The organism is Segatella copri DSM 18205 (assembly GCF_025151535.1).
GTDB lineage: Bacteria > Bacteroidota > Bacteroidia > Bacteroidales > Bacteroidaceae > Prevotella > Prevotella copri.
The window spans coordinates 2,153,729-2,180,118 of sequence record NZ_CP102288.1; the positions used below are offsets into that span (position 1 = coordinate 2,153,729).

Sequence of the window (26,390 nt, forward strand, 5' to 3'; positions counted from 1 at the left end):
TTATCCTTTGTTTTGCTATTGCTTATTCCTTAGTTCTTCTATCAAGTCATTTACAATATATGTATCACTCATTAGATGCAAGCCAAGTTCTTTGTCATGTAACATACGGCAAACGTCAGAGTCATAGAATATCTGTAAAGCCCTGTCGGTTGATATATGTAACGTATCAGCTAGTTGCTTTATGATACGAGCGATTTTATTCCATAATAAGAAATCCAACATAATTATATCCTTTCATATGATTTGAATTGTAAATACTTATCAACTATCTCCTGGCTTAATATGAACCATGATATAATATTTGCTTTTCCATTATTCTTTTCTTTCCCAATTTTTAAGAGCTTCGACCACATCATTCGCTACAGCTTCCCGGCTCTCAGTATGTAGAGTGTCATAGCAATCTTGGATGAGACTCTTGATTAGCCCCACCTTATCCAATCGCTTTCTCATTTCAGACGGCGATATACCCATTTTTTGTGCCGAAGCCTCGATAGCCAACACCGTAAAGGCGAGGCGGTCAAACTCTGGGTCACTTTTCAGCAACAGTTCTCTATCTTCCATTCTTTACAAAATATTGTATTTGAATGCAAATTTAAAGATTTTCTCTGATATTCCACTCTATTTCAGAGTTAAATAAAGAAAAATAGACTGATTTTGCCAATGTCTTTGACAGTATCGGCAAATCGGCACCACTATAGCGCATAAATCGGTACCATCATAGCGCACCAATCGGTACCAAAAAGATGCTAAGTTCTGCTCATGTATAACAATAACCGCCTATCTTTGCAGAAGAATTTTAAAATCTGTAGTAAACGCTCACCCAGCATGAAGCTCGCATCATCGGTTGCGAGACCCCCCCAGACCGTCCGAAAACCTTGATTTTCTGCTGTTTATCACTGTTTTGAGGGCATATAAAGCCCTCTAAGCTAGTCTGGGGACCAGCTCTAAAATTTCGATTTCTAATAAAATTCATAATTGATGTGCTCAAATCGAGCGAAAATAAGTGATAGGAGGTCTAAAAATTAAGTTGTGGGGACCTCCTTCTTCCCCTTATGCCATCTTTGCGATCAATTGTGGAACGCCAAGCATAGAGATGGCTCTACGCATGTTATAGGAGAGGCAGATGAGGGCCATTTCGGCCTCCACCTTAACCTTCGTTTTCAATAAAAAATAATACGCCCCTAAGGTTCTCTTCATCGTTCCAAAAGGATGTTCTGAGAGACACATTCTTTGCGCCATCTTCTTCTTGTCTAAATGAAGTTTGTATGTCACAATCTTGTGTTCTTTAACTTCTCGTTTCATCTTAGTCTTAGGAGGTTCCTGGTCTTCCTGATGATTACTGGAGTCTACCTTGTAATTCTGAGCTTTCATCACGAGAGTATCCTTGTTGAAGTCTGCTTCTTTAAATGCTGCTTTAGTACACTTATGCGAGCATTTTTTGCAAGCCAACTTATTGCAATAACGGATACGACCATCCTTCTTTAAGGACTTCTGACGTAATATAGAGCCCTGCGGACAATACACTAAATTCTTAGCAGCATCTCTAACAAAGTAGCCTTGCAGCGCAAGCTGTTTGAGTTCCTCATCAGACATTTCCTTTATATTACTTGATGCCGTACATTCGTAGGATTTACGAACACCAATTTGGGGAGAGTCAAGGATGCCTGCATAGGCAGTCGGTATTTTGCCAGCCTTAAGGCAAGTTTCGAGATTCTCGGGCTTTTTGCTGTTTAGCATATCATCTGTTACGGTAGCTTCTACATATTCAAACTCTACTTCAGCAACATCATCGCCATCTCGCTGTATTACATTAGGGATGATTCCTGCAGCCAAAGCGTTTGCCATGTCTTTTGGATCCTGATAACCCTTGTCGGCAACAACTTCTACTATTTCATGTTCCAAATCATTCTTGGCCTCAGTCAGTGTTTCCGTAATTTCGCCATGATCAGTAGGATTGGTGGTAACATTGTAGGTGGCTATCAGATGACTGTCTGCCTCGACGGCTGTCTGTACATTATAGCCAACGTTAAAACCGTCATTGAACTTCATCAACTTAGAATCAGGATCTGTGAGTGAAAGTTGTTTCTCTCCACTTTCCTCCAGTTGATTACGATATTCTTTGTAATCCGCCTGACGCTTCTGAACCACCTCCAGATTAAGCTCGGTTTCATCCCTGCCAAACTTACGTTCATCATCGAAGTCGTTCTTTTCCAAATCCTCCAAGTACTGACGCTCATGCGCTTCAAGACGGGCAATACGATCATCAAGCTTATTGAGAGTAAAGTTGTTATCCTTTGAATTTACAGCCTTGAACTTACTACCATCAATAGATAAGTAAGAATGGCTGAAGAGTCCAAAGGAATCCAACTGCTTATTCAATGATTTAAAAACTTTCTTGATAGGCTTCAAATTATCCTTTCGGAAATCAGAAACTGTACGAAAGTCAGGGGTTACCTTGCTTAAAAGCCACATAACCTCGATATTGACAACGCACGCTTTGGCCAACTTTCGAGAAGAACGGATAGAATTGAAATAACCATAAATGAGTAGTTTCAATATGTCTGAAGGGTCATATGAAGGTCGTCCACCATTTCCAGGAGCCTCACGTTTAGTATGATTGAAGCCGAGTTCTTCTAAATCCTGGCTATCTACAAACGCATCAATGTAGCGAACGGGATTATCCTGCTCGATGTACTCGTCCAGACAAGCCGGAAACAATACGTATTGTCTTCTATCTTCACCTTTAATGTACTTCATAAGCGATAAATGTTTGATAGCTACAAAGTTACGAAAATATTTCGAGAAAACCAAAGATAAAGTGTTAACAATAAGAAATATTAGGAGACATTTTGGCTGCTATGGGTTTTCAGACAATCTCCCCTGTAACTCTACCATGCGTATGCTTGATATTCGTAAATACCTGACCTCTAGGGGATGGAAGCGTGACCATATTAACTTTGCCCTTATGCAGATTATCGCACGTGCCATCTATCCGTATTCAGAATTAAAGACAGTCCGCTATCTTCGTGAGAACACTGCACTTGCAGAGATGTTCGGCATTGAGGAGAAAATCCTTCTGTTTGATATCACAAATTCCTACTTTGAGGGGAAAATAGAGAATAGTGAACTCTGTCAGTATGGTCGTTCTAAAAGAAAAGGGACAATTGCAAGATTGTGGTTCTTGCTACAGTAGTAAACACAGAGGGATTACTCGTCCGCACTATGATATACGAGGGAAACCGCCATGATTCTACTACCGTTGAGGAAGTTGTTGGTACTTTGGCCAAGACAACCGCTCAAGATGCCAAACGTATTGTTGTGACGGATGCAGGCTTCTACTCCAAGTCGAATGTCAATTGGTTAAAAGCCAATGGATTCAACTACATTACCGTACTCCCTTCTGGCTACAGTAAGTTTGAGCCTACAAGCTCAGAAATCATCGATCATACCGATAACAAGGGACAGCAGATACGCTTGCAGATGGGTAAGGTTGACATGGATGGAGAATCCGTCAAGGCTCTCATGGTGGATAGTGACGCAAAGGGGCCAAGGAACCAGAACCGTAGAGGAGACTTTCCATGTGTTGAAGACAGACTTGGATATCCGTCCTGTCTATCATAAGAGCGACAATGGAATCAAATCTCATCTCAATCTTGCCATACTGGCATATTGGGTGGCAAGCGTCACCAAATATCGCCTGAAATTGAAGAAGCATGAGAATGTGAGATGGGATGAAATCATGCGCATTGCCAGCACACAGGTTGTAGTTACTGCAAAAGTTGAGACCGTAGATGGACAGGTCATTAGTATAAGACAGAGCACAGAGGCAGAGAGTAAACTCTCCGCCATCTATGATTTGCTCTACATTAACCCCAAACCGCTCGGGAAAAGAAAATCCATGCTACACCCAAATCAGACTTCAAAAAATCCGGATATTGGAAATCAGGGAGTTACATAACGGGTAGCTGCAATGTGGGTTAAAAGAGGAGTCGGATGGTACCCAACGCTTGTTTGATTTTGCGCCAGTTCTTTATGACCTGATGCAGTCAGACAGAACTATCATTGTCGATGAGATTGACAGGAGTATTCATGCCAATCTATTGAAGATATTTGTAGAAAAGGTGATGGGATTGCCTATCCTTGAACAAATTATCTTCTCTTCCCACGAATCATGCCTTCTTGATTGCTCCATCTTTAGAAATGAAGAGATTTGGTTTGTTGAGAAAGACTGAAAGAACCAAAGTTCTCGTTTCTATACACTCAATGATTTTAAGCCGCGAAATGATCTGGACATTCAAAAAGGCTACTTGAAAGGGCGCTTTGGAGCTATTTCTTTCTCAGCTCATTTACAGGATTTAAAATGGGAGGACTGAGGTATGCCATATAAAAGACGTAGCTACTATAGACATGAGGAAGCCAAGGCAAGAGACTATAGTCTTTTTGTTATCGCATGTAAGGGTACAAAGACAGAACCAAGTTATTTTGCACCGTTCGATAACTTCGAACGTATCAGGGTTAGGATCTTGGAGCATGAGCAAACAGAGTCTGCCCCTTCACATGTATTGGCATCAGCTAAAAAGTATATGACAGAAGAGGGACTAAATGCAGAAGATGGAGACACTCTTTGGTGCGTTATAGACGTGGACAAATGGCCAATTGATATGATAAAAGAATTGGGTAGTTTTTGCATAAATACCCCAGGATGTCATATAGCCATCAGTAATCCATTTTTTGAGGTATGGCTTCTATACCACAAACTTACAGATTTGAAAGATATCAGATGCAGGGGCATATTCGTGAGTTCAACTCCATGTTTTCCGATAAAAGGAAAAAAGTGCGTGAACACTACAAGGAATATAATGGGGGTTACCTTGGTCACTATGCCAAGTTGGTTATCGTTTTTCTCCAGCCTCGGCTTCTTCGGTTTTTGTGCCTCTATTGCCGTGCTGATAGAGAATCACTAACGGACGTAAAGAACGAGCAACCGCCTGACCTTAGGCTTGCGCTTTAAGTCGGGCGGATTAGTTAGAAAATCAATTAATACCAATGAATAAACTTAGAGGCATAATTTTGGCCTTAAAAGTGTTTTTCCCCATTATGAGATTGGGGCATTGAAGGATTTTTATCGGCTTGGGATTAAACCTCAGAACCATGTAATATGGGGCACGTGTAGGATGAAAGCCATATTCTTCAAGTGTCTCCTTGGTCCATATTTGGAATGTTCCTTTTGAATTTAATTTAAACAGTTGACAATCCTTTCCGTTTGTATGAAGCAAGACATATCCCATTCTTTCGAATCCTGATGTAACACAAAGTGACCCTCGGGAATCGCCGCCAGGTAAATAACAGATTCCAGAATCTATCATTTTGAGTTTAAGTTGTTTATTGGCATGATTTACCAGTACGGTGATTTCATCAGGATTTTCAGATATTTTCTGCAGGTATTTTTCTGCAATATTGGGATCTTTAATTTCCGATTTCCGTCGTATTCCGTAGTCTAGATAATTTCGTTCCATATCTATGCCTATAAATTTACGACTAAGTAAATTTGCAGCAATGCCAGTAGTACAACTTCCACAAAATGGGTCTAATATTATGCCTTCCTTTTCTGTACAAGTTTGAACAATTCTGTACAGTAATCTGAGGGGTTTCTGTGTCGGATGTTTTCCACATTTCCTTTCCCAAAAACCTGGACGGGCAAATTTCCATACATCAGGCATCTCTTTCCCTCCATTCATCTGTTTAAGAAGGTCGTAATGGAAACAATGTGGTACATTGGTATTCTTCCTAGCCCATACAATGTATTCTGCAGAGAAGTTAAGTCTTCCACCATAAGGCGTTGGAGGCGGGTCTAATTTTTGCCATACAATTATATTTAAAATTTTAAAACCAAATTCTATCAGACATTGTTCTACAGAAAAAATGTTATGATATGTTCCACATACCCAAATAGTGCCATTCTCCTTCAGCAATTTTCTACACTTTTCAATCCAAATTCGATTAAAACTGTTAATTTCTTCCCAGGAACGCACTTTATCCCAATCGCCTTTGTCGCATACCTTTGTCTTTCCAAACTGAATCGTTTTTTTCGAGTTTGAAAGAAAATATGGGGGATCAGCAAATATCATGTCGACCTTCTCTTCAAGTTGATCAAGTATGATATTGCTATCTCCATGATAGAGTATAAAGCTATTGTTATCGTTAAAATATGGTGTCATATTACGTGTTGTTTACGTTAATTATATATAAATGCAAATCAATATATGTTAATATTTCAATACTTAACACCTATCGCACTCTATAGTCTGTTGACATTCTGTTTTTTTGATTGTATTTTTGCACTCAATAGAATGGCAGACTATAGTATTCGTCCAATAATAAGATAAAAATGACAAAAGAAGAAGAAAAACAAATATTAGTTGACTTTGCCTCTAGGGTAAAACAACGAAGAGAGTCTCTTGACATATCCCAAGAGAAGCTTGCAGGTATAGCTGGCCTCCACAGAACATACATAGGTTCATTAGAGAGGGCAGAAAAGATACCATCTTTAATAACAATAGTAAAAATTACAAAAGCATTACAAATAAACATTTCAGATTTAATCATAATTTAAATGGGAAGTTTTGACAATCGTTTTAGACGCAAATGGCAAGACTATGGTGGCTCTAAAGCCACAGTTGCCGAGCACTCCTTCATTGAAGTGTTCTCTGAGTTATTCAAAGATACTGAATATGAGGTAATCAGTCAACCTACAGAGTTCAAAGACCTTTATGTCAATGTTCAGTTATCAGCCAAGGAACTGGAGGCTATTTATACTCCAGACGTTCCTATCACTAAGCATGGAATACAACCTGACGGAGCAATACGTAATACACGTACTGGCAAGACTATCTATGTCGAGATTAAGCGGCAAGATGGTTGGGTTGAAGGAAAACCACGCTCTGCGGGTAGAGGTAATGCACATGAGCGTTTGTGCAAGTATTTTACACCTGGACTTATGCAAAAACTTAGAAGTGCGGGTAAAATCAAAGAGCCAAATCTTCCATTTTGGATAGTTTTCCAAGGTGACATAACTCGTGACCCTTGTAGGGTTCGAGAGATCACATACTGGTTCTCTGACTTTAAGGCTAACTACTTTTTCTGGCGAAACACCAAAGAAGCAGAAAGTTTAATTGAGCACTTTGAGACTTACATTGCCCCATTATTGGAGGATTAACTTATGTATTTAACATATGGTGACTCTTTATGCAAAGAGTCACCATACAATATATTTTTTACCTCATAGGGATTATCCTTCATCCTTATATACAGGTCGCACATCTAATCCCCAAACAGTCCACCCTAAAGGCTTATGTCTTGCAAACAACTCAATTTTTTTCTGTGTAGGGAACATCTTTTCAATATTCTTGAGCACTTCTATAGGTTTTACACTATGCTCAGTTCGAGGAACTCTAACCAGCTGTTGGACATTTCTTGCTCCCCTTGGCTTGGGTATACGTCCTTTTTTGAAAATTAGACATAGCTCACAATTTGAAAGCGTATATTGGCCGGGATTGTGATTACACTTGTCCCAAACAAAACCTACTGTTTTGTATTCGAATCCCCACGCTTGCCCCAACTGAATGCCTTGTGCTAAATGAGGATTTGTAACCCACATAAATAACAGGCAGTCTTCAGCGCAAATATTTTGGATGGGTATCTTCATTAAATCTTTTGTCTTAACAGTTGGATATTTAAAATTTGCAGCACTAATAAAAATATCTCGTTTCCAATCTTTATTTTCAGACTTAATAGAAGACTTGTCAAATTGCATCTTGCCACCATAATCCCATGGTGGGTCGCAATATATTATGTCAAATTTTTCTTCTGGTAATTCCGGATAGAACTCCGGAAGATTATTTACGACGGTTCTTGCCTTCTGCTGAGGTGCGTAAATAGTATAACCAGAAATTACCTTCTCCTTTGACTTTTTAGCCTTTTGGAATGACGAATCGTTATCAAATAAATCTGCCATTGTTGTTTGTATTTCTAGTTTTGAATATTTTTCTTATTACTATGTAGTAAATCTGAGACTTCTACATCTAACAGATTTGCAATGTCATTTAGGGTCTGCAGATCTGGTTGGGCTGAATTGCTGCACCATTTGCTAACGGTGCAAGTTGATTTGCCGAGTTTTTCAGCAAGCCATTTCCCAGTTTTTCCTTGCTCTACAAGGACAACTTTAACCCGATTCAACTTTAACATAACATCTAATTGTTTTGATTTGAACGCAAAGGTATTCAAATATTACGAGAATCGAAAATTATTATTTTACTTTTATCATTATTTAGCATTTATCAACTACTATTTAAAGAAAATCAATAAAGCAGACATTACAAAGTGACAATATTGCTTCACCAACCAACTAAGTTTTTACGCTCTTTTTTGCATCATTTCATCAAACTACTAAACTCCCTCAAATCCCAAAATCGGAAAATTGCCGTTCTTTTCTGTGTTAATTTATATTTTCTCTTGCTTTCCTTTTCGGTTTTAGTACAAATCTAGTTTCTCGCTTGTTTCTTTTGTCATCTTATACTTTTTATTAACTCTGTCTATCAACATATTACAAACTATTAACAGGATATCAAGAAGAACATTTCGCCTTGTTCAGCTCAAACACACATTTCCACTTGTCCCTTTTACGACTCTAATAGTCGCTGATAGAAATCCCCCCAACAGCAGTTTTATCACTTCCATCATGCCTTAGAATACCCGCTTTTTGCATTACCGCCAAATTTCTTTTTACCACCCTTGATGTCTCCGACATGGTTACCGACAAAGTCTCCGACATTTATTGTCGGTAACAACACCCCATAAAACGATAACATATTGGTTTTCAATTATTTTTCTTTCCGACATATTTCCGACATGTCTCCGACATTTTTCTCCGACATATACATCAGCATTACCGCCACTATTACCGCCACTATTACCGCCAAAACAATATTTGCACCGACATTTTACACCGACATTTACACCGACAAAATAGCATCAACCTTCTGCGTTCACAGACCAGCAGCTAATTTGATTACTTTCGCAAAATTATCCCAAAAGGGATAAGAACAGAAGAAAAGAGGATTACACATTATTATACCTCAGTTCGGGATAAGAAATAGTGCCTAAAAAAGTTGGTAATCTCCGATATTTTTTGTATCTTTGTAGTTGAAATCCAATTAGTTACAAACATAAAAAGATATCATTATGGAGATTACCAAGGACAAAGTTACAGAATTATTTTGTATTATTGATGAATTTTACAAAGTTTTTGATGCTGAAAATGCAGGAAAATTGCTTTTGAGTGAAGATGGAGTAAAGCGCAGACGACGTAAAGCCTCTTTATCTGATAGTGAAATCATGACGATTTTGCTGTATTTCCATTTCGGCTCATTCCGAAACTTCAAGCATTATTACCTATTCTTTATTAGAGGAACATTGAAGTCATATTTTCCAAATGCAGTGTCTTATAACCGTTTTGTAGAACTTGAAAGTCGCGTATTCTTCCCTCTCATGTTCTTCCTGAATCTCCGTGCTTTTGGCAGATGTACAGGTATAACCTTTGTTGATTCAACCATGATACCAATATGCCACAATCTCAGGCGTTATGCCAACAAAGTGTTCAAAGGCATTGCCACAGACGGAAAGGGAACAATGGGATGGTGTCATGGGTTCAAGCTACATCGGCTTGTAATGATAGAGGTGAGATAATTGCTTTTGTTCTCACTGGTGCAAACGTTAGCGACAAAGATCCAGCGGTATTCGATGTATTGGCTAAACGTCTGTATGGCAAGCTGTTTGCAGATAAAGGCTATATCTCGCAAAAACTCTTCGATTCGCTTTTTGAGGAAGGCATCCAGTTGGTTACAGGACTGAGAGTGAACATGAAGAACAAACTAATGCCGTTCTATGACAAGATGATGCTACGCAAAAGATACATCATTGAAACGATTAATGACCTGTTGAAAAATACGGCTCAGATAGTACATTCACGTCACAGGTCTGTTTCGAATTTCATCATAAATATTATTTCTGCATTAGGGGCATACTGTTTCTTTGACAACAAGCCCAAGGCACTTACTGGATACGTTATCGAAGATACGAAACAGCTGAGTCTTTTCTAACATTGCATATTTTACAGGAGGATTTTGTCTCAGCAACCATCCAAGATATATAGATGGTTGCCAAGCCTCTGTGTCCCTTATATAAAAACATTATAAAGCCTTTAGATAGAGCTCGTTATCCCGAACTGAGGTATTATTATATATAGGAATTCTTAGGGAAAATGGTGGGCATAACATTATTGAATATCAACAACTTAAAAGTTTCATTGTGCAAGTTGTGGTATTTTCATTGTGCAAGTTGAGGCATTTTCATTGTGCAAGTTGAGGCATTTTCATTGTGCAAGTTGAGGATTTATCGTAAAAAAATGGTGTTCCATTCCTCAAAATGAAACACCATTGACCTAAATTTTATGCTGATAATCGAATTTCGCAATTAGTTGCTATAAGCACTCTCACCATGCTCGTAGATGTCGAGACCTTCCTCTTCTACTCGCTTGTCAACACGTACACCTACACTCTTATCTACTACCTTGAAGATAATGTAGGTAACTACAACGCTGTAGATGATGCTTACCACGGTGGCTACAACCTGAATCCAGAGCTGATGCCAGTCGCCATAGAGGGCACCCTGTACACCTTCGGATCCTGTTACATACTGAGTGGCGAAGACACCGGTGAGGATAGAACCCAGAATACCACCCATACCATGAACACCAAAGGCATCGAGGGCATCATCATACTTGAACTTCTCCTTTACGACCGCTACCATGAAGAAGCAGACGATGGTGGAAATGATACCGATGCAGAAAGCTCCGAAAATATCGGTACTGCCGGCTGCAGGAGTGATGGCTACCAATCCGGCAACAGCACCGGTACAAGCACCTACCGTAGTTGGCTTCTTGTTCACAATCCAGTCGATGAGCATCCAGGTAGTGGCTGCCGCTGCTGTTGCGATATGAGTTACGAGGAAGGCATTGGCTGCCAGACCATCAGCTGCCAATCCGCTACCGGCATTGAAACCGAACCATCCCAACCAGAGGAATGACATACCCATGAACACGAAGGTGATGTTGTGAGGTGTGATAGGATGACCCGCACGGTAATCATCTCGCTTGCCTACACAGAGTGCCATGACCAGAGCGGCTACACCGGCATTGATATGAACCACGGTACCACCCGCAAAGTCGATGGCTCCCATCTCCTGCAGGAAACCGCCACCCCATACCCAGTGAGCCATAGGAAGATAAGCGATGATAACCCAGAGAATGGTGAAAAGTACATAACCGCTGAACTTGACACGCTCGGCAAAAGCACCGAGAATCAAGGCTGGAGTAATGAGGGCGAACATGCACTGGAACATTGCAAAGGTGAGTTCCGGAATGCCTGTTGGCATGATGGCATCCAAGCCGATGCCGTGGAGGAAACATTTATCGAAACCACCGATGACGCAAGCCAGAGGATTGCCCGAATCGGCATATTCTGTAGAGAATGCCCAAGAATATCCGAAGGCTACCCATATCAGACTGACTACTGCCACAATGAAAACCGTCTGCATCAGAATGCTGAGAATATTCTTCTGGCGCACCAAACCACCATAAAAAAGTGCTATACCCGGGATTGACATCAAAAGCACCAAGATGGTTGCCATGATCATCCACGCTGTGTTACCCGTATCAAGTGTAGTTAATAATAAACTGCTCATACTTATATCTTATAGTTTAATTAGAATACTAAATAATATTTATTAAAGATAAGTAAGAATGCCTAATTCAACATTCAACACTTAACATTCAACATTTTAAATTATTCCTCTTTCTCAGCGTTATACAATGCAATGTCGCCACGTTCGCCGGTTCTGATTCTAACGGTATCGAGTACAGGAATCACGAAGATTCTGCCGTCTCCTACTTCACCGGTCTGTGCAGCGCCCTGGATGGCGGCGATGGTAGGCTCCACATTCTTGTCACGAACCACAATATTCAGAAGCACACGTTCGATGCTGCTGGTATCATACATCACACCACGGTAAATGCGAGCCTGGCGCATTTTACCCTCTCCTCTTACATTATAATAAGAGAACCACTCGATGTCTGCTGCTAAAAGCGCCTTCTTGACATCCTCGAATCTAGACTTGCGGATAATTGCCTCAATCTTCTTCATAATCCTTTAATAATTAATAATGTGTTAATACTTCTATTGATTGTCTCTTTTCGAAAACGGACTCTTATTGGTTGTTATCCAAACTAAGCCATTCTTTTACATTATGTTCGTTTTCGGCTGCAAAATTAATACATTTTGTCAGTATTTTAAAGAAAAGGCAAGCATTTCGCTTTTGTTTTTTGTCGAACATTTTAAATTTATCGAGGCTTATCACATTCTCCTTACAATTTGTAAGGCAGAAAGTATTTTTATAACACAAATTGTAAGATTGCGAAAAATAATCAAGATTTCTGTATTTATTTTCTTGCATATCTCAACAAATCGTCGTACCTTTGCAACCGAAATCAAACAAATAGTCATCAAAATATTCGAAAGACTAGCAAAAAGTCAAATCTCAAAAGAGATAAGACATGAGAGATAAAAGAAGAATATTCAAACATAAAGAACAATGCAGATGAAAGAAACAGTTCATTTTACAAAGATGCAGGGAGCGGGTAACGATTATATATATGTAGATACCCAACAATACGACATCCCTGACCCAGAGAAGGCGGCCATTGCCTGGAGTGCTTATCACACGGGCATAGGAAGCGACGGACTGGTTCTCATCGGAAAGCCGCACGACGGCAGAAGAGCAGATTATTCGATGCGTATCTTCAACGCCGATGGTTCAGAAGCGATGATGTGCGGCAATGCAAGCCGATGCATCGGTAAGTATCTTTACGAAAAAGGATTGACCCGAAAGGACACCATCCGACTGGAAACACTTTCGGGTATCAAGATATTGAAACTTCATCTTCAGGATAATAAAGAAGTTGTGAAATCGGTAACAGTAGACATGCTGGAACCCAAACTTGAAAATCCCGAGCAATTCATAGGCCCTTCGGTGCTCGAAGCTGACGGCAGAAAATTTGAAGGCACCTATGTTTGCATGGGTAATCCGCATTTCGTTACCTTCGTGGATGACATCGACACCATCGACATCGCCCACTATGGTAAAATCCTGGAAAGAGACAAGGCATTTCCCCAAAGATGCAACATAGAATTTGCACAAGTAACTGATACAGACATCATAAGGACACGAGTTTGGGAAAGGGGAAGCGGAATAACAATGGCTTGCGGAACAGGAGCCTGTGCCACAGCCGTAGCCGCAGCCCTTACCAACCGTACCGGCAGAAAAAGCAGTATCGTGATGGATGGCGGAACGCTGGAAATAGAATATAGCGAGGCTGATGACCATGTTTACATGACAGGGCCTGCAGCATTCGCTTTTGAAGGAGAAATTGAATTATAAATAAGAGCAAACTTAAATAACAAATGGTCGATAATGACCACAAATAAAAGGAGAAACAAAATATGGCATTAGTTAATGAACATTTCCTGAAGTTGGCCAACAACTACTTGTTTGCCGACATCGCAAAGAAGGTGAACGCCTACAAGATTGCACATCCAAAGCAGCGTGTAATCAGTCTGGGCATCGGTGACGTAACCCAGCCTCTCTGCCCTGCCGTCATCAAGGCGATGCACAAGGCTGTAGACGAGATGGCTGAGCAGGCTTCTTTCAGAGGCTACGGTCCGGAGCGAGGCTACGACTTCCTCCGAGAGGCTATCATCAAGAACGACTTTCTGCCACGTGGCATTCATCTTGACGCCAACGAGGTATTCGTAAACGATGGAGCCAAGAGCGATACGGGAAATATCCAGGAGATTTTGAGATGGGATAACAACATCGGTGTTACCGACCCGATTTATCCGGTTTATATAGACTCTAACGTGATGATAGGTAGAGCGGGAATCTTCGAGAACGGCAAGTGGAGCAATGTAACCTACATGCCTTGCGATGAGAGCGACGACTTCATCCCTCAGATTCCAGACCACCGTGTGGACATGATTTATCTCTGTTATCCAAACAATCCTACGGGTACGGTCATCTCGAAAGAAGAACTCAGAAAATGGGTAAACTATGCTATCAAGAACGAGAGCATCATCCTCTATGATGCAGCCTACGAGGCATATATCACCGACCCGGCAATTCCTCATTCTATCTACGAGATTCGTGGAGCCAGAAAGGTAGCGATAGAATTCCACAGTTATTCGAAGACTGCCGGATTCACCGGTGTGCGTTGTGGTTACACCATCGTTCCTAAGGAGTTGAAGGCAAAGACATTGGCAGGTGAGGAAGTGGCATTGAATCCTATCTGGGACCGCCGCCAGTGCACCAAGTTTAATGGTACCAGCTATATCAGCCAGCGTGCTGCCGAAGCCATCTACACCCCAGAGGGTAAGGAACAGGTGAAGGCAACCATCAACTACTATATGGAGAATGCCCACTTCATGAGAGCAGAACTCCAGAAACTCGGCTTGAGAGTATATGGCGGTGAGAATGCACCTTATCTCTGGGTGAAGACGCCAAACAATACACCTAGCTGGAAATTCTTCGAAGAGATGCTTTATGGTGCCAGCGTAGTCTGCACTCCAGGTGTCGGCTTCGGTCCATCGGGCGAAGGCTACATCCGACTCACCGCCTTCGGCGAGCATGAGGACTGCAAGGAAGCCATGGAGAGAATTGCCAAATGGCTGGGAAAATAATTCAACACTTAACATTGAACATTAAACATTTAAAAATATAAGGTATGAGCAACTTAAGATTTGAAGCTGTTTCAGAGGCTTCCAAGAGAAAGCCTGTTGAGGTAACCGCTCCTAGCGAGCGACCAAGTGAATTCTTCGGAAAGAAGGTATTCAACCGACAGAAGATGTACAAGTATCTCCCTGCAGATGTCTATGAGAAACTGGTAGATGTCATCGACAACGGAGCACGTCTCGACCGTAACATCGCCAACGCCGTAGCCAAAGGCATCAAGCAGTGGGCTGACGAGAATGGCGTAACCCACTACACCCACTGGTTCCAGCCATTGACAGAAGGTACTGCCGAGAAGCACGATGCCTTCATCGAGCATGATGGCAAGGGTGGTATGATCGAGGAATTTTCAGGCAAGTTGCTCGTTCAGCAGGAGCCTGATGCATCATCTTTCCCATCTGGCGGTATCCGCTCTACCTTCGAGGCTCGCGGTTATTCTGCATGGGATCCAACATCTCCTGTATTTATCATCGACGATACACTCTGTATCCCTACCGTCTTCATCTCTTACACAGGTGAGGCACTCGACTATAAAGCTCCATTGCTCCGTTCATTGCACGCTGTAAACGTAGCAGCAACAGAGGTTTGCCACTACTTCAACCCAGATGTCAAGAAAGTTATTTCCAATCTCGGTTGGGAGCAGGAGTACTTCCTGGTAGATGAAAGTTTGTATGCAGCACGTCCTGACCTGATGCTGACAGGCCGCACCCTGATGGGTCATGATTCTGCCAAGAACCAGCAGATGGACGACCACTACTTCGGAGCCATCCCAGAGCGTGTTCAGGCATTCATGAAGGATTTGGAAATCCAGGCTCTCGAGCTCGGTATTCCTTGCAAGACACGCCATAACGAGGTAGCACCAAACCAGTTTGAGTTGGCACCTATCTTCGAGGAGACCAACCTTGCCGTTGACCACAACATGCTCCTGATGAGCTTGATGAAGAAGGTAGCTCGCCATCACGGTTTCCGCGTACTTCTCCATGAGAAGCCATTCGCAGGCATCAACGGTTCCGGTAAGCACAACAACTGGAGTCTCGCTACAGATACAGGCATCCTGCTCCATGGTCCTGGCAAGACACCAGAGGATAACCTCCGTTTCGTAGTCTTCATCACAGAGACTTTGATGGGTGTATACAAGCACAACGGCTTGCTCAAGGCATCTATCATGAGTGCAACCAATGCGCATCGTCTGGGCGCCAACGAGGCACCTCCAGCAATCATCTCTTCATTCCTCGGCAAGCAGTTGACCGACCTTCTCGAGCACATTGAGAAAGCCGACAAGAAGGATCTCTTCACCGTAGCTGGCAAGCAGGGCATGAAGTTGGATATCCCTGAGATTCCAGAGTTGATGATTGATAACACCGACCGTAACCGTACTTCTCCATTCGCCTTCACCGGTAACCGTTTCGAGTTCCGTGCTGTAGGTTCTGAGGCTAACTGTGCATCAGCAATGATTGTATTGAACACAGCCGTAGCCGAGGCTTTGACCGACTTCAAGAAGCGTGTGGATGAGTTGATTGCCAAGGGTGAGGACAAGACATCTGCCATCATCGACATCGTTCGTCAGGATTTGAAGACCTGCAAGCCAATCCGTTTCGACGGCAATGGTTACTCAGATGAGTGGGTAGAGGAAGCAGCTAAGCGTGGTCTGGACTGCGAGAAGAGCTGTCCTAAGATTTTCGAGCGTTATCTCGACCCTGCATCTATCAAGATGTTCGAGGATATGGGCGTCATGAAGAAGAACGAGTTGGAAGCCCGCAATGAGGTGAAATGGGAGACCTACACCAAGAAGATTCAGATTGAGGCTCGTGTAATGGGTGACTTGAGCATGAACCACATCATCCCTGTGGCTACTCACTATCAGAGCCAGTTGGCTAAGAATGTGGAGAACATGATTGACATCTTCGGTGACGAAGAAGGCAAGAAGTTGACTGCCCGCAACATCAATATCATCAAGAAGATTGCCGAGCGCACTCAGATTATCGAGACCGGTGTTGAGGAGTTGGTAAATGCCCGCAAGGTGGCCAACAAGATTGAGAATGAGCACGATAAGGCGATAGCTTATCATGACACGGTAGCTCCAAAAATGGAGGAGATCCGTTATCAGATTGACAAGTTGGAGTTGACTGTAGCCGATGAGCTCTGGACATTGCCTAAGTATCGTGAACTCCTGTTCATCCGCTAAACAGCAATGTCTTCAAAATAGATAAGACATATTTCTGACAGATAATAACACAAAGCTCTAGTAAGAGCTACTCTTCATCAGATATAACAATTGAACGATCAATCTATTTCTTTTATTGGTTGTTTAAGTTTGCGCGGAGTGTGGTTGTGAAATCACGCTCCGCTTTTTTGTTTCCTGATTTACATAAACAAAAAACAGACCGACATGAACGCTTGTTCACATCGGCCTGTTTACTCTTTTACCTTTTTACTTTTTTACTCTTTTACCTTTAAAAGATTGATAGTCTGTGTTTTTCCCGTGATACCTGTTACCACGGCGATTCCATTGTCACGAATCTCCACCTTCTCATATTTGGCATCAACAATCACTTTTCCTTTCAATGTCATAACGCCCCAATGTCTGGGAATCTCTTCAAAGGCGCAATAGGCACCGACAGGTTGCGCTATACTGCAGTAGAGGGGTGGCACGATAACTTTACCATCTACCTTCACACCCCATTTCTTTCCTGCTTGATACAATTCCACATGTCCTGCCTCCGACTTCTCATGCAAAAGAAGCATCTCGTTTGCTTCCATTTCCTTCTTTTGCAACATTGCCTCATGATAGTATTTCTTGCCAAGGCGAGGCATCACAAAATTCAAATCTTCATTTTCATTCTTTGGATGATTGCATCCTATATAAGTCTTCTTCAAATTTGAATCCACCAGGTAGTAGTCCTCTTTGCTGTCCATGACCACGATACGTTCACCATACAGGACTGCACACAACCAATACACATGTTCGTAATCATTACGTAGGAAACATACATTCCTGCTCTCTTCATTGCTCATGTGCATCTTCCCTTCATCACCCTCACAATAGTACCATACCTGACAACCGGGAGCAGAAGGTCTGAATCTGAATATCATGTAGTACCCATAATTCAGAAAATCATATTGTGAAGGATGATAAGGCAGAGAAAAATCTTCTTGGGTTCGAGACATGAAGATGTCGTTATATTCTATAAACTCCCATCCTTTTATGTTGACAACATGGGGAGTTTCTGCTACGTTAGTGCCATCGTCGATGACAGCTTTTGCCAACAGGTCATAATAGCATTTCGCCTTTCTGCGAGGCCGGAAGAACAGGATGTTGCCATCCAACAACTTCATGTCATAGTAATCGTCTGGCTCCAAGACTTGTTCTCCTTGTCGGTTCACTACCGTCATCTTTCCATCAGGCAGCTTGATGATGGCAAACTCCCCTTTGCTATCTACAAACTCACGATACTGTAGTGTTTGGAGCAATTCTTCATGGCTCATCACCATCATCATTTCTGAGTCTGGATGAATCTGAATATCGTCTTGCTTCTCGTTCATTAGGAAAAACTCTCTATCCTTCTGAGTCTCCTTTCTCTTGCCAACTTTCAGCTTTCCCTCGAACATCGCATTCCAGTTCCATACTTGCGAAGGCAACCCGAACACCCGATAAAGTCCCACATTATCTATAATCACACAGTTCTTCTTCCCCTTAGCCACTCCCAATCCACGTCCCACCATCTGCAGATACTTGGCAAGCGACAACGTAGGTCGAGCCAACTGTACAAACTCCACATCCGGGCAGTCAAATCCCTCCGAGAATATGTCCACATTCACCAACACCTGTATAGGAGCAAGTTCATCAGCAGCCCGCAAGCAAGTAGCCCCCAATCCATCACCAGCTCGCAAGCAAGTATCAGTAAGGCGGTCCCATCCCGCACAATCTGGCGAGACCTTTGATGCTCCACTCATCCCCAAGCGGTCCCCAAGTGCCTCAGTAGGCCGCAAGCAAGCAACACCCAGGCGGTCCCATCCCGCACAATCTGGCGAGGGCTTTGATGCCCCGCCAACCTTAGCCCACATTGCAGCAGTCTTTGATGAAAAACTTAAAGATTCCTAACGAAATCCTAGATTTTGGCAGTTTTCAGCCAATTACCTAGCTGATTTTGCATAAAGAATCCTAATTTGCGGCGAATGTTCGGGAAAATCCCCAAAATGCTACACCCGCCCGTTTTGCCAGTTAAAAAATTGTGTGTACCTTTGCCCCCGAAATGTATATATCCAAGGCAAAGAAATATCGCGATCAGGGAGATGGTACAGCAATCGCATATGATTACTATCGTCTCACGAAGTCTTACATCGACAAAGATGGCAAGACTAAGCATCGTAGTGTTCTTTGCCTTGGAGAACTTCCCGGCTTTGACAAGGATGAACGTAACCGACTGGCAGCCATGCTTACCACTATGATTGAGGATGGACAAAGCGTGATGTGTGATAACAAAAAGCTCTACGAGGAAGCCATGTCTCAATACGTGAAGTACCGCAGCAGCAAGTATGCCCAGGAAAACGATCCCCGTCTCATCGCCGAGCGCAAGGTTCGCGAAGAAGAGGAGCGCAAGAAAGCAGTTGCCGTTAAGCTTGAAACGCTCACCCAGCATGAAGCTCGCATCATCGGTTGCGAGAACCTCTGCAACTCTACCATGCGTATGCTTGATATTCGTAAATATCTGACCTCCAGGGGATGGAAGCGTGACCATATAAACTTTGCCCTCATGCAGATTATCGCACGTGCCATCTATCCATATTCAGAATTGAAGACCGTCCGCTATCTTCGTGAGAACACTGCACTTGCAGAGATGTTCGGCATTCCTAAGGAGAAAATAACCAAAGATGCCTTGTACGAAAGTGCCAAGCGTCTGTGGGACGAGCACCATGGTCTTGAGGACTGGCTCCATGACAGGGTATGCAGCATGTTCGGCATCGAGGAGAAAATCCTTCTGTTTGACATCACAAACTCCTACTTTGAGGGGAAAATGGAGAACAGTGAACTCTGTCAGTATGGTCGTTCCAAAGAGAAAAGGGACGACTGCAGGATTGTTGTCCTTGCTGCTGTAGTAAACACAGAGGGATTACTCGTCCGCACAATGATATACGAGGGAAACCGTCATGATTCTACTACCGTTGAGGAAGTCGTTGGCACTTTGGCCAAGACCACCACTCAGGAAGCCAAACGTGTCGTAGTGATGGATGCAGGCTTCTACTCCAAGCCGAATGTCAATTGGTTAAAAGCCAATGGATTCGACTACATTACCGTACTCCCTTCCGGCGATAGCAAGTTCGAGTCTACAAGTTCAGAAATCATCAATCATACCGACAAAAAGGGACAGCAGATACGCTTGCAGATGGGTAAGGTTGACATGGATGGAGAATCCGTCAAGGCTCTCATGGTGGATAGTGACGCAAAGGGGGCCAAGGAACGCTCCATGTATGAGCAGGCATGCAAACGCTATGAGGAGGGATTGGAAGCAATCAAAAAGGGTATTCTTACCAAGGGCGGAACCAAGAAACGTGACGCCGTGAACAAGCGATTGGGCAAATTGGACAAGCAATATGGAGCCATTCGCCTGTCATACAACGTTACCTTTACCTATGAGGGTACAGGAAAGAACGAGGTTGCTACTTCCATGACCTGGGAATGCAGAGAGGACAAGGCTGCTCAGAGAAGAAAGTTCCATGGAAAATATGTCTTGCTGACGAGCCTTGATGAAAGCCAGGAATTGAACATCTGGAAATTTTATAATGTAATCAGAACCGTAGAGGAGACTTTCCATGTGTTGAAGACAGACTTGGATATCCGTCCTGTCTATCATAAGAGCGACAATGGAATCAAGGCTCATCTCAACCTTGCCATACTGGCATATTGGGTGGTCAGCGTCACCAAGTATCGCCTGAAATTGAAGAAGCATGAGAATGTGAGATGGGATGAAATCATGCGCATTGCCAGCACACAGGTTGTGGTTACTGCAAAAGTTGAAACCGTAGATGGGCAGGTCATTAGTATAAGACAGAGCACAGAGGCAGAGAGTAAACTCTCCGCCATCTATGATTTGCTCTACATTAACCCCAAACCGCTCGGGAAAAGAAAATCCATGCTACACCCAAATCATACCTCAAAAAATCTGGATATTGGAAATCAGGGAGTTACATGACGGGTGACTGCAATGTGGGTTAGAGCGTAGCGGTTCCGAGCGACGAGGAGGAGCGGTTTCCTCCCTCGCTCCTGAGGAGAGAGGGTCGGGGTGAGAGGTGGAGCCCTCTTTAATGGTAAAGAGGGACGGGGTGATTTTAGAAGAATTGACAGGGTGATTCGAAAAAGGAAGATTTTGAGAAGTATTAGAAGCTTTGAATCTTTCTATAATTTCTTTTCGTAAAGAACTTGGCGTTTTACTATCAATAGCAACAGCCGCGATGCCGTGTTCTCTGTAGAACTCGGCAATAGCATTAGCATGCCTGATATTGATAGCATACCCCCTTCCCTTTCTGTCTTTACCAAATTCCTCCAAGCTCCGATAGAGCCTTTCGATACTCGGTTTCTTATTCAGCAACATATCCATTTCCTTGTTCTGGTAGTCACCGTCTGCCCCTCGCTTCTGCAAGGAGTCGATGAGCCGTTGCGTCACACTATCCGATTTGATGCTCACAAAATCGTATGTCGCCAATCTTCCCTTGCTGATAAACTCAGGAACACTCCACGACTGCACCAAGACATCAAACAAATCCGTGAATCCCTTACCATTCAATCGGCAAGGAGTAGCCGTCAGTCCCAGGAACTTAGCATTTGGGAATCTCTCCCACATCTCCTTATAGGTCTTGGCAAGCGCATGGTGCGCCTCGTCAATCACAATCATCCCCGGTTCTTCCTCTATCTCGTCACAGTGTTTCGACAACCATTGTATCGACACCGCCTTTATCGGCATCATGTCAGAAGTAGGATTAACAGAAGAGGCAGAAGTGGCACCAAGCCCATCACCACCCCTCTCACCCAGGCGGTCCCCAAGCCCCTCAGTAGGCCGCAAGCAAGTAGCAGTAAGCCCATCACCAGCTCGCAAGCAAGCAGCACCCAGGCGGTCCCATCCCGCACAATCTGGCGAGACCTTTGATGGTCCGCCAACCTTAGAGCGAAGCGGTTCCGAGCACCGAGTAGGGCGGTTTCCTCCCTCTCCCCTGAGGGTGAGAGGGTCGGGGTGAGAGGTGGAGCCCTCTTTAAGGGTAAAGAGGGACGGGGTGATTTTCGAAAAATTGACAGGGTGGTTCGAAAAATCCTCTTTTATGGTAAGGGAGGACGGGTGGGTTTTCGAAAAAACTCTTTGAATAGTTTCTCGAATCTGAGAAACCAACTCCCTTCTATGGGCAACAATCCAAACATTACAATTGGAATGTTCCCTCAAAAACGATTCTACGACCGAAGCGAGTAGAACCGTTTTTCCCGTACCCGTTGGCATTTGTGCCATCACGGACCGATGAAGGCGCATCGCCTTCTCAATCCGTTCCTTCATATCCTCTTGGTAATCAAAAAGCTTAATATTCTTCATATAAAAGCATATAATGAATATAGCGTCCCTGCTATATTCCAAGCAGTGACACCTATCAGTATGTTAAAAAGTAAGATGGTATCTTTTTTTAAATTCAAAAAAAGAAAAGTCAAAAAGACGGGCAGAGCTTCATCAAAAGCCCTGCCAATCTTAAAGTATATAATTAAAAATCTAAATTCTTATCCTTTTGTGTTTTCCAGATATTAGGCAATTGAAGTCACTTTCTTCAAATCATAGTACATCAAACGAGTGTGCTAAGTCTTTGCTACGTCATAGCCAAGATTTTCCGCTTCTTGCTGTTCCGTAGAAAACAAAAACAGGAACTCATTCTTTTGGTATATCTTATCATCCAATTTCACAAGTTTGCATTTTTCCAATAAGAACCCCATAATCAAAAACCCGCTTTTTCCAAAATGGCACGAGCTTCAGCAACTTTTGCAGAGAAGTCCACACGATTATTATTATTCATAACTTCTTCCGCTCTCTTCACAAAGCGAGCTGCTTCTTCACCTCGTAGAGTCGGTATCACTTTAATATCTATTGCCATAATCTTCTCCTTTTAAACATTTAATTCTGCCGCCAAAGTTACGCTTTTTTCTCGAAACCACCAAGAAAATCAAAAGAAATCTGCAACTCATCAGCAAATTACCACAAAAATCAGAAAACTATAAACTATTAACTGTAAACTGCTATTCCCCCGGCGGTCCCATCCCGCACAACATGGCGAGGGCTTTGATGCCCCGCCAACCTTAGAGCGTAGCGGTTCTGAGCACCGGAGGGCGGTTACATCCCTAATCCCTATGGTAGGGATTTAGGGCTTGGGTATAGGGTAAGGACCCTCCCGCAGGGGTTTCTGTCCCCTACAAGGGGAACCGAAAGGGTCGTAAAGACTATTGAAGACAGGTGGGGCAAATATAGCACTGTAGGGCAGTTACATCCTCTCTCCCCTGAGTTTTTCTGTCCCCTGTAAGGGGAACCGAAGGGGGTGTAAAGACTTTTAAGCCCATCAAGAATATCAAAAGAAATTAGTCATGACTATTAGGTTTTACCCTAAACATAGCCACAGTGTTTGAAAATTCTGCAACAATATCTAAAACATTCGGATTATCTTTTCGAATAATTAAAGCTGCAAAGTTTTCAACACCATCCATATCCTCAATGCTGACAGGCATTAGAATAAACTTATCTTTCATTTGATAAGAAGAAAACCAATATTCAAACAGACGGCTTCGCATATGCTGCTTACCATCCCCACTCTCACAAATATACAAGAGAGCAGCTTCATTCATATTAAAGAAGTTCTCAATAATAAGCATCACCGTATCACGCATTTTCAAGTCTCGAGGAGAAGGTATTTTATTTACATTGATGATAGAAAAGACATATGATTCTGCATTTTCAATGATGTCATCATCATCAAAGCCAATAGCAAGTACCACACCAAAATCACTTTTAAAGCGATAAGTTCGAGACGTTTCATGCCAATAAACCTCATAAGGAGCAGAAGCATTAATTATATCCAAAGGAAGTGGTTTCATTACCAAACATTTATATATTTAGGATATACCCCCGTTCGTTCCTTATATTCCTCACAAAGGCTCTTAGTAATTTCAGCTACACGAGCCTTTTTACGCTCTTTTGCCGCCATAAATCTTTTCATAGCAGCTTCACGTTTTTCCCAAAATTCTTTATCTAATGTATCCATAATAGTTCTCCTTTTAAATTCTTTAATTGCAATCTGCCGCAAAAGTACGCTTTTTCCTCGAAACCACCAAGAAAATCGAAAGAAATCTGCAAGTTATCTGCAAATTACCACAAAAATCAGAAAACTATAAACTGTTAACTGTAAGTATATCACCATTACAGCGTCCCCACTATTTTACAAGTAGTTACACGTATCTGTTTTCGAAAAAAGTTATTTTATTATCGTTTTTAGGGTGAAGGATTGCCTAAGCGCACTCCTTCACCTCATCGGATTTCTCTACATAGTAACATGGAAGCATAGACTTATAGTCCTTATCCCCATCTTTCATGCGGGTAAGGATGTCTTCAATATACCTTCCAAAGTTTAAATTGTTCATTTTGCAGCTTTCATATAAAGAATACATAAAAGCTAAGTTCTCCGCAGCCTCATGACTACCTGCCTTGCCCAAATTGCGACGTCCCATGGCGATATGCCGGAAGCATCGCTCAATGGCTATGTTGTGGATTTCTACATCACCATTAGTGAGAAAGACTTGAAACGCCTCTTTATCATCAAGCACGTAGTTGACTGCTCGCATCACCATCTTGCCATACTTCTTCACGTTCTTCTCGTCCTTCATTCTCTGCAATGCCTTCATGATGGACTGAACGACGAAGCGACTGTACTTCAAGCGGAACTTTAGTCGAGCCTCACCTGTCTTGCCTTTTTCATCTGCAACTCGCTCTATATAGAAGAGGTAGTTCATAAGCTTGATGATTGGTCTCACTCGATGGTCTGCTATGAAGGCGTCCACGAAGTAATGACGGGCATGGAACCAGCAAGCCGTGCGAGTAATCTTCACACCATACTTTTCCTCGATGCTCTTGACTACTGTATCATAAAGCTTGGCTCTGTCTGCCGTAAAATACTTGATGTTCGAGTGCTCGAAGATTTGTTCCTCAGGGATTGTATGGCTACGACTGCCTTCACCGTAGAGCATGACAACCAGCTTCTTCTCCAAGGAGAGGGCGGCATGGATATACTCCACTTTGTACTTGTCAGGCTTGTCTTCCAACAAGTTGCGAACCAAAATACGAGTCTCGTCATTGTTGGTATATATCGATGACTTTATCACTTCCAGCATCAGACCTTGCAATCGCTCACGCAAGCACTTCATTATCTCGTGCATCCACTTGTTGAGCGAGGACTGTGGCATAAATGCCTCCATGTCTCTCAGCATCTCCAAGATGCGATTCTCACTTACATTATAATGTATCTTCATGTCAAGGTAGAATCGGGCAAAGCTTGGAAGCAATGGATTCTTACCTACAATATGGTCTGGATGCTTGCTGCACATCGGATCATGTCCAGGAACATTGAACCTGCCGATTTCATACTCGATACAACCTGCCAAGGGAGCATAGCAATCGTACATTCTCACAATCCAAACGTCCTCGCCAGTAATCTTGTCTTTGCGATGGATTAGCTTGAAGCCGGCAGGCAAGTTGCTCGTATCAATACCCATAGAGTCAAGCACCTTGATGGAGAAGACGTTTCTTCTGCGCTTAGGCTTGTCCTCTTTGTCTTTCTTTTCTTTCCTTTTGTCGGACTTTGGCAACTTGGGCTCTTTACCTGTGTCAACTGGGGTTTGGTCAACTTCCTCAATAATTCCACTGGCCAACTTGTTGGCTTCGTCAACGACATCAGTGAATTCCATGTCGTTCATTCGACGTTCATCGAACTCAACCTCGCCTTTCATATAGGAACTAGCATCGCTGTTTGTCTTGAAGAGACGGCGTTGGAGCACCAGAACCACGCTGTGCAAGTCCACATTGGCTTGTTCGCTAAGTTCCTTGGCTTCCTTGGACTCTTGGAGTTTCGTTATTTCCTCCTTGGCTTTTGCCAGTTCCTTTTTAGTCTGAGAATGAGACTCACGCTCTTCATCGCGTTCCTTTTTATAACAGTCTCGTTGACTTTGAAGTTGAGCTTTTTCCTTATCCCATTCTTTTTGATTCTCCTCCAGCTCGAGAATACGACTATCCATAGACTCAATCGTCTTGCGATTGGCCTCTAACTCATCCTCATGCTTAGACACAGCATGTTTCAAGTGAGCATTTTCATTGCTCGCCTGAAGGTACAGATTTTTGTACTGATTGAGCTTGTTTAATATCATATTCTCTTGCTGTTTCATGTATGCAAAGATACAAAAAAATCTCTAGAAATCAGCATTTTACGAG

Annotated in this window: 20 protein-coding genes and 3 pseudogenes; 10 read left to right on the top strand and 13 right to left on the bottom strand. The window is 42.7% G+C overall.

What is annotated here, in order from left to right:
* Positions 1-312: 312 nt before the first annotated feature.
* Positions 313-561, bottom strand: coding sequence for a DUF3791 domain-containing protein (locus NQ544_RS09135; protein ID WP_006848385.1), 249 nt, complete (start codon positions 559-561; stop codon positions 313-315).
* A gap of 489 nt (positions 562-1,050) precedes the next feature.
* Complete coding sequence (locus NQ544_RS09140; protein ID WP_006847703.1) at positions 1,051-2,757, bottom strand: transposase; 1,707 nt, start codon at positions 2,755-2,757, stop codon at positions 1,051-1,053.
* Between the two features lies 1 nt (position 2,758).
* Here NQ544_RS09140 and NQ544_RS14020 point away from each other — a divergent pair.
* The 3 genes and pseudogenes from NQ544_RS14020 to NQ544_RS09160 all read left to right on the top strand — a co-directional run.
* Positions 2,759-3,958 (top strand): annotated as a pseudogene (locus NQ544_RS14020) (IS1634 family transposase); the annotation flags it as partial.
* Positions 3,959-4,040: 82 nt separating this feature from the next.
* A complete protein-coding gene (locus tag NQ544_RS13955; RefSeq protein ID WP_006849513.1) occupies positions 4,041-4,232 on the top strand; it encodes a hypothetical protein in 192 nt (63 codons plus the stop codon).
* 144 nt (positions 4,233-4,376) lie between these two features.
* The gene (locus NQ544_RS09160) at positions 4,377-4,964 is read left to right on the top strand and encodes an RloB family protein (RefSeq protein WP_006849512.1); all 588 of its coding nucleotides are present in this window, start codon (positions 4,377-4,379) and stop codon (positions 4,962-4,964) included.
* A 69-nt stretch (positions 4,965-5,033) separates the two neighbouring features.
* Here NQ544_RS09160 and NQ544_RS09165 read toward each other — a convergent pair whose 3' ends face one another.
* Positions 5,034-6,218 (bottom strand): DNA-methyltransferase, encoded by a 1,185-nt coding sequence (locus NQ544_RS09165; protein ID WP_006849511.1) that lies wholly within the window; start codon positions 6,216-6,218, stop codon positions 5,034-5,036.
* Positions 6,219-6,388: 170 nt separating this feature from the next.
* Between NQ544_RS09165 and NQ544_RS09170 the strand changes: the two genes are divergently transcribed.
* Together NQ544_RS09170 and NQ544_RS09175 are read left to right on the top strand one after the other, a co-directional pair.
* Complete coding sequence (locus tag NQ544_RS09170; RefSeq protein ID WP_006849510.1) at positions 6,389-6,613, top strand: helix-turn-helix domain-containing protein; 225 nt, start codon at positions 6,389-6,391, stop codon at positions 6,611-6,613.
* Positions 6,614-7,216: a MunI family type II restriction endonuclease gene (locus NQ544_RS09175; RefSeq protein WP_006849509.1), complete on the top strand. Its 603-nt coding sequence runs from the start codon at positions 6,614-6,616 to the stop codon at positions 7,214-7,216.
* Positions 7,217-7,288: 72 nt separating this feature from the next.
* Here the strand turns inward: NQ544_RS09175 and NQ544_RS09180 are convergent, their stop codons facing one another.
* Complete coding sequence (locus NQ544_RS09180; protein ID WP_006849508.1) at positions 7,289-8,014, bottom strand: MT-A70 family methyltransferase; 726 nt, start codon at positions 8,012-8,014, stop codon at positions 7,289-7,291.
* Positions 8,015-8,028: 14 nt separating this feature from the next.
* Positions 8,029-8,244 (bottom strand): helix-turn-helix transcriptional regulator, encoded by a 216-nt coding sequence (locus tag NQ544_RS09185; protein ID WP_006849507.1) that lies wholly within the window; start codon positions 8,242-8,244, stop codon positions 8,029-8,031.
* A 1,365-nt stretch (positions 8,245-9,609) separates the two neighbouring features.
* Between NQ544_RS09185 and NQ544_RS09190 the strand changes: the two are divergent.
* A pseudogene (locus NQ544_RS09190) lies at positions 9,610-10,157 on the top strand (IS982 family transposase).
* 373 nt (positions 10,158-10,530) lie between these two features.
* Here NQ544_RS09190 and NQ544_RS09195 read toward each other — a convergent pair.
* Together NQ544_RS09195 and NQ544_RS09200 are read right to left on the bottom strand one after the other, a co-directional pair.
* Positions 10,531-11,799, bottom strand: coding sequence for an ammonium transporter (locus tag NQ544_RS09195; protein WP_006849504.1), 1,269 nt, complete (start codon positions 11,797-11,799; stop codon positions 10,531-10,533).
* 101 nt (positions 11,800-11,900) lie between these two features.
* Positions 11,901-12,257, bottom strand: a complete 357-nt coding sequence (locus NQ544_RS09200) for a P-II family nitrogen regulator (protein WP_006849503.1) — start codon at positions 12,255-12,257, stop codon at positions 11,901-11,903.
* Between the two features lie 454 nt (positions 12,258-12,711).
* On the opposite strand from NQ544_RS09200, the gene dapF reads away from it, so the two are divergent.
* The 3 genes from dapF (at position 12,712) to NQ544_RS09215 (ending at position 17,080) form a co-directional block, all read left to right on the top strand.
* On the top strand, positions 12,712-13,551 hold the full coding sequence (gene dapF, locus NQ544_RS09205; RefSeq protein ID WP_040553946.1) for a diaminopimelate epimerase: 840 nt from the start codon (positions 12,712-12,714) through the stop codon (positions 13,549-13,551).
* Positions 13,552-13,613: 62 nt separating this feature from the next.
* Positions 13,614-14,846: an LL-diaminopimelate aminotransferase gene (locus NQ544_RS09210; RefSeq protein ID WP_006849500.1), complete on the top strand. Its 1,233-nt coding sequence runs from the start codon at positions 13,614-13,616 to the stop codon at positions 14,844-14,846.
* Between the two features lie 44 nt (positions 14,847-14,890).
* A complete protein-coding gene (locus tag NQ544_RS09215; RefSeq protein ID WP_006849499.1) occupies positions 14,891-17,080 on the top strand; it encodes a glutamine synthetase III family protein in 2,190 nt (729 codons plus the stop codon).
* Positions 17,081-17,334: 254 nt separating this feature from the next.
* Here the strand turns inward: NQ544_RS09215 and NQ544_RS09220 are convergent, their stop codons facing one another.
* On the bottom strand, positions 17,335-18,960 hold the full coding sequence (locus NQ544_RS09220) for a P-loop NTPase family protein (protein ID WP_006849498.1): 1,626 nt from the start codon (positions 18,958-18,960) through the stop codon (positions 17,335-17,337).
* A gap of 188 nt (positions 18,961-19,148) precedes the next feature.
* Here NQ544_RS09220 and NQ544_RS09225 point away from each other — a divergent pair, with 188 nt between their 5' ends.
* Positions 19,149-21,086 carry an IS1634 family transposase gene (locus NQ544_RS09225; RefSeq protein ID WP_006848056.1) on the top strand — a complete coding sequence of 646 codons (1,938 nt, stop codon included), beginning with the start codon at positions 19,149-19,151 and terminating at the stop codon, positions 21,084-21,086.
* A gap of 192 nt (positions 21,087-21,278) precedes the next feature.
* Here the strand turns inward: NQ544_RS09225 and NQ544_RS09230 are convergent.
* The 5 genes and pseudogenes from NQ544_RS09230 to NQ544_RS09250 all read right to left on the bottom strand — a co-directional run.
* Positions 21,279-22,469 (bottom strand): annotated as a pseudogene (locus tag NQ544_RS09230) (DEAD/DEAH box helicase); the annotation flags it as partial.
* A 391-nt stretch (positions 22,470-22,860) separates the two neighbouring features.
* Complete coding sequence (locus NQ544_RS09235) at positions 22,861-23,016, bottom strand: hypothetical protein (protein WP_006849444.1); 156 nt, start codon at positions 23,014-23,016, stop codon at positions 22,861-22,863.
* Between the two features lie 478 nt (positions 23,017-23,494).
* The gene (locus tag NQ544_RS09240) at positions 23,495-24,007 is read right to left on the bottom strand and encodes a DUF6169 family protein (RefSeq protein WP_006849445.1); all 513 of its coding nucleotides are present in this window, start codon (positions 24,005-24,007) and stop codon (positions 23,495-23,497) included.
* Positions 24,007-24,174 carry a hypothetical protein gene (locus NQ544_RS09245; protein WP_167529954.1) on the bottom strand — a complete coding sequence of 56 codons (168 nt, stop codon included), beginning with the start codon at positions 24,172-24,174 and terminating at the stop codon, positions 24,007-24,009. Before NQ544_RS09245 ends, NQ544_RS09240 begins: the two co-directional genes overlap by 1 nt.
* Positions 24,175-24,418: 244 nt before the next feature.
* A complete protein-coding gene (locus NQ544_RS09250) occupies positions 24,419-26,326 on the bottom strand; it encodes an IS66 family transposase (RefSeq protein ID WP_167529955.1) in 1,908 nt (635 codons plus the stop codon).
* Between the last annotated feature and the right edge of the window lie 64 nt (positions 26,327-26,390).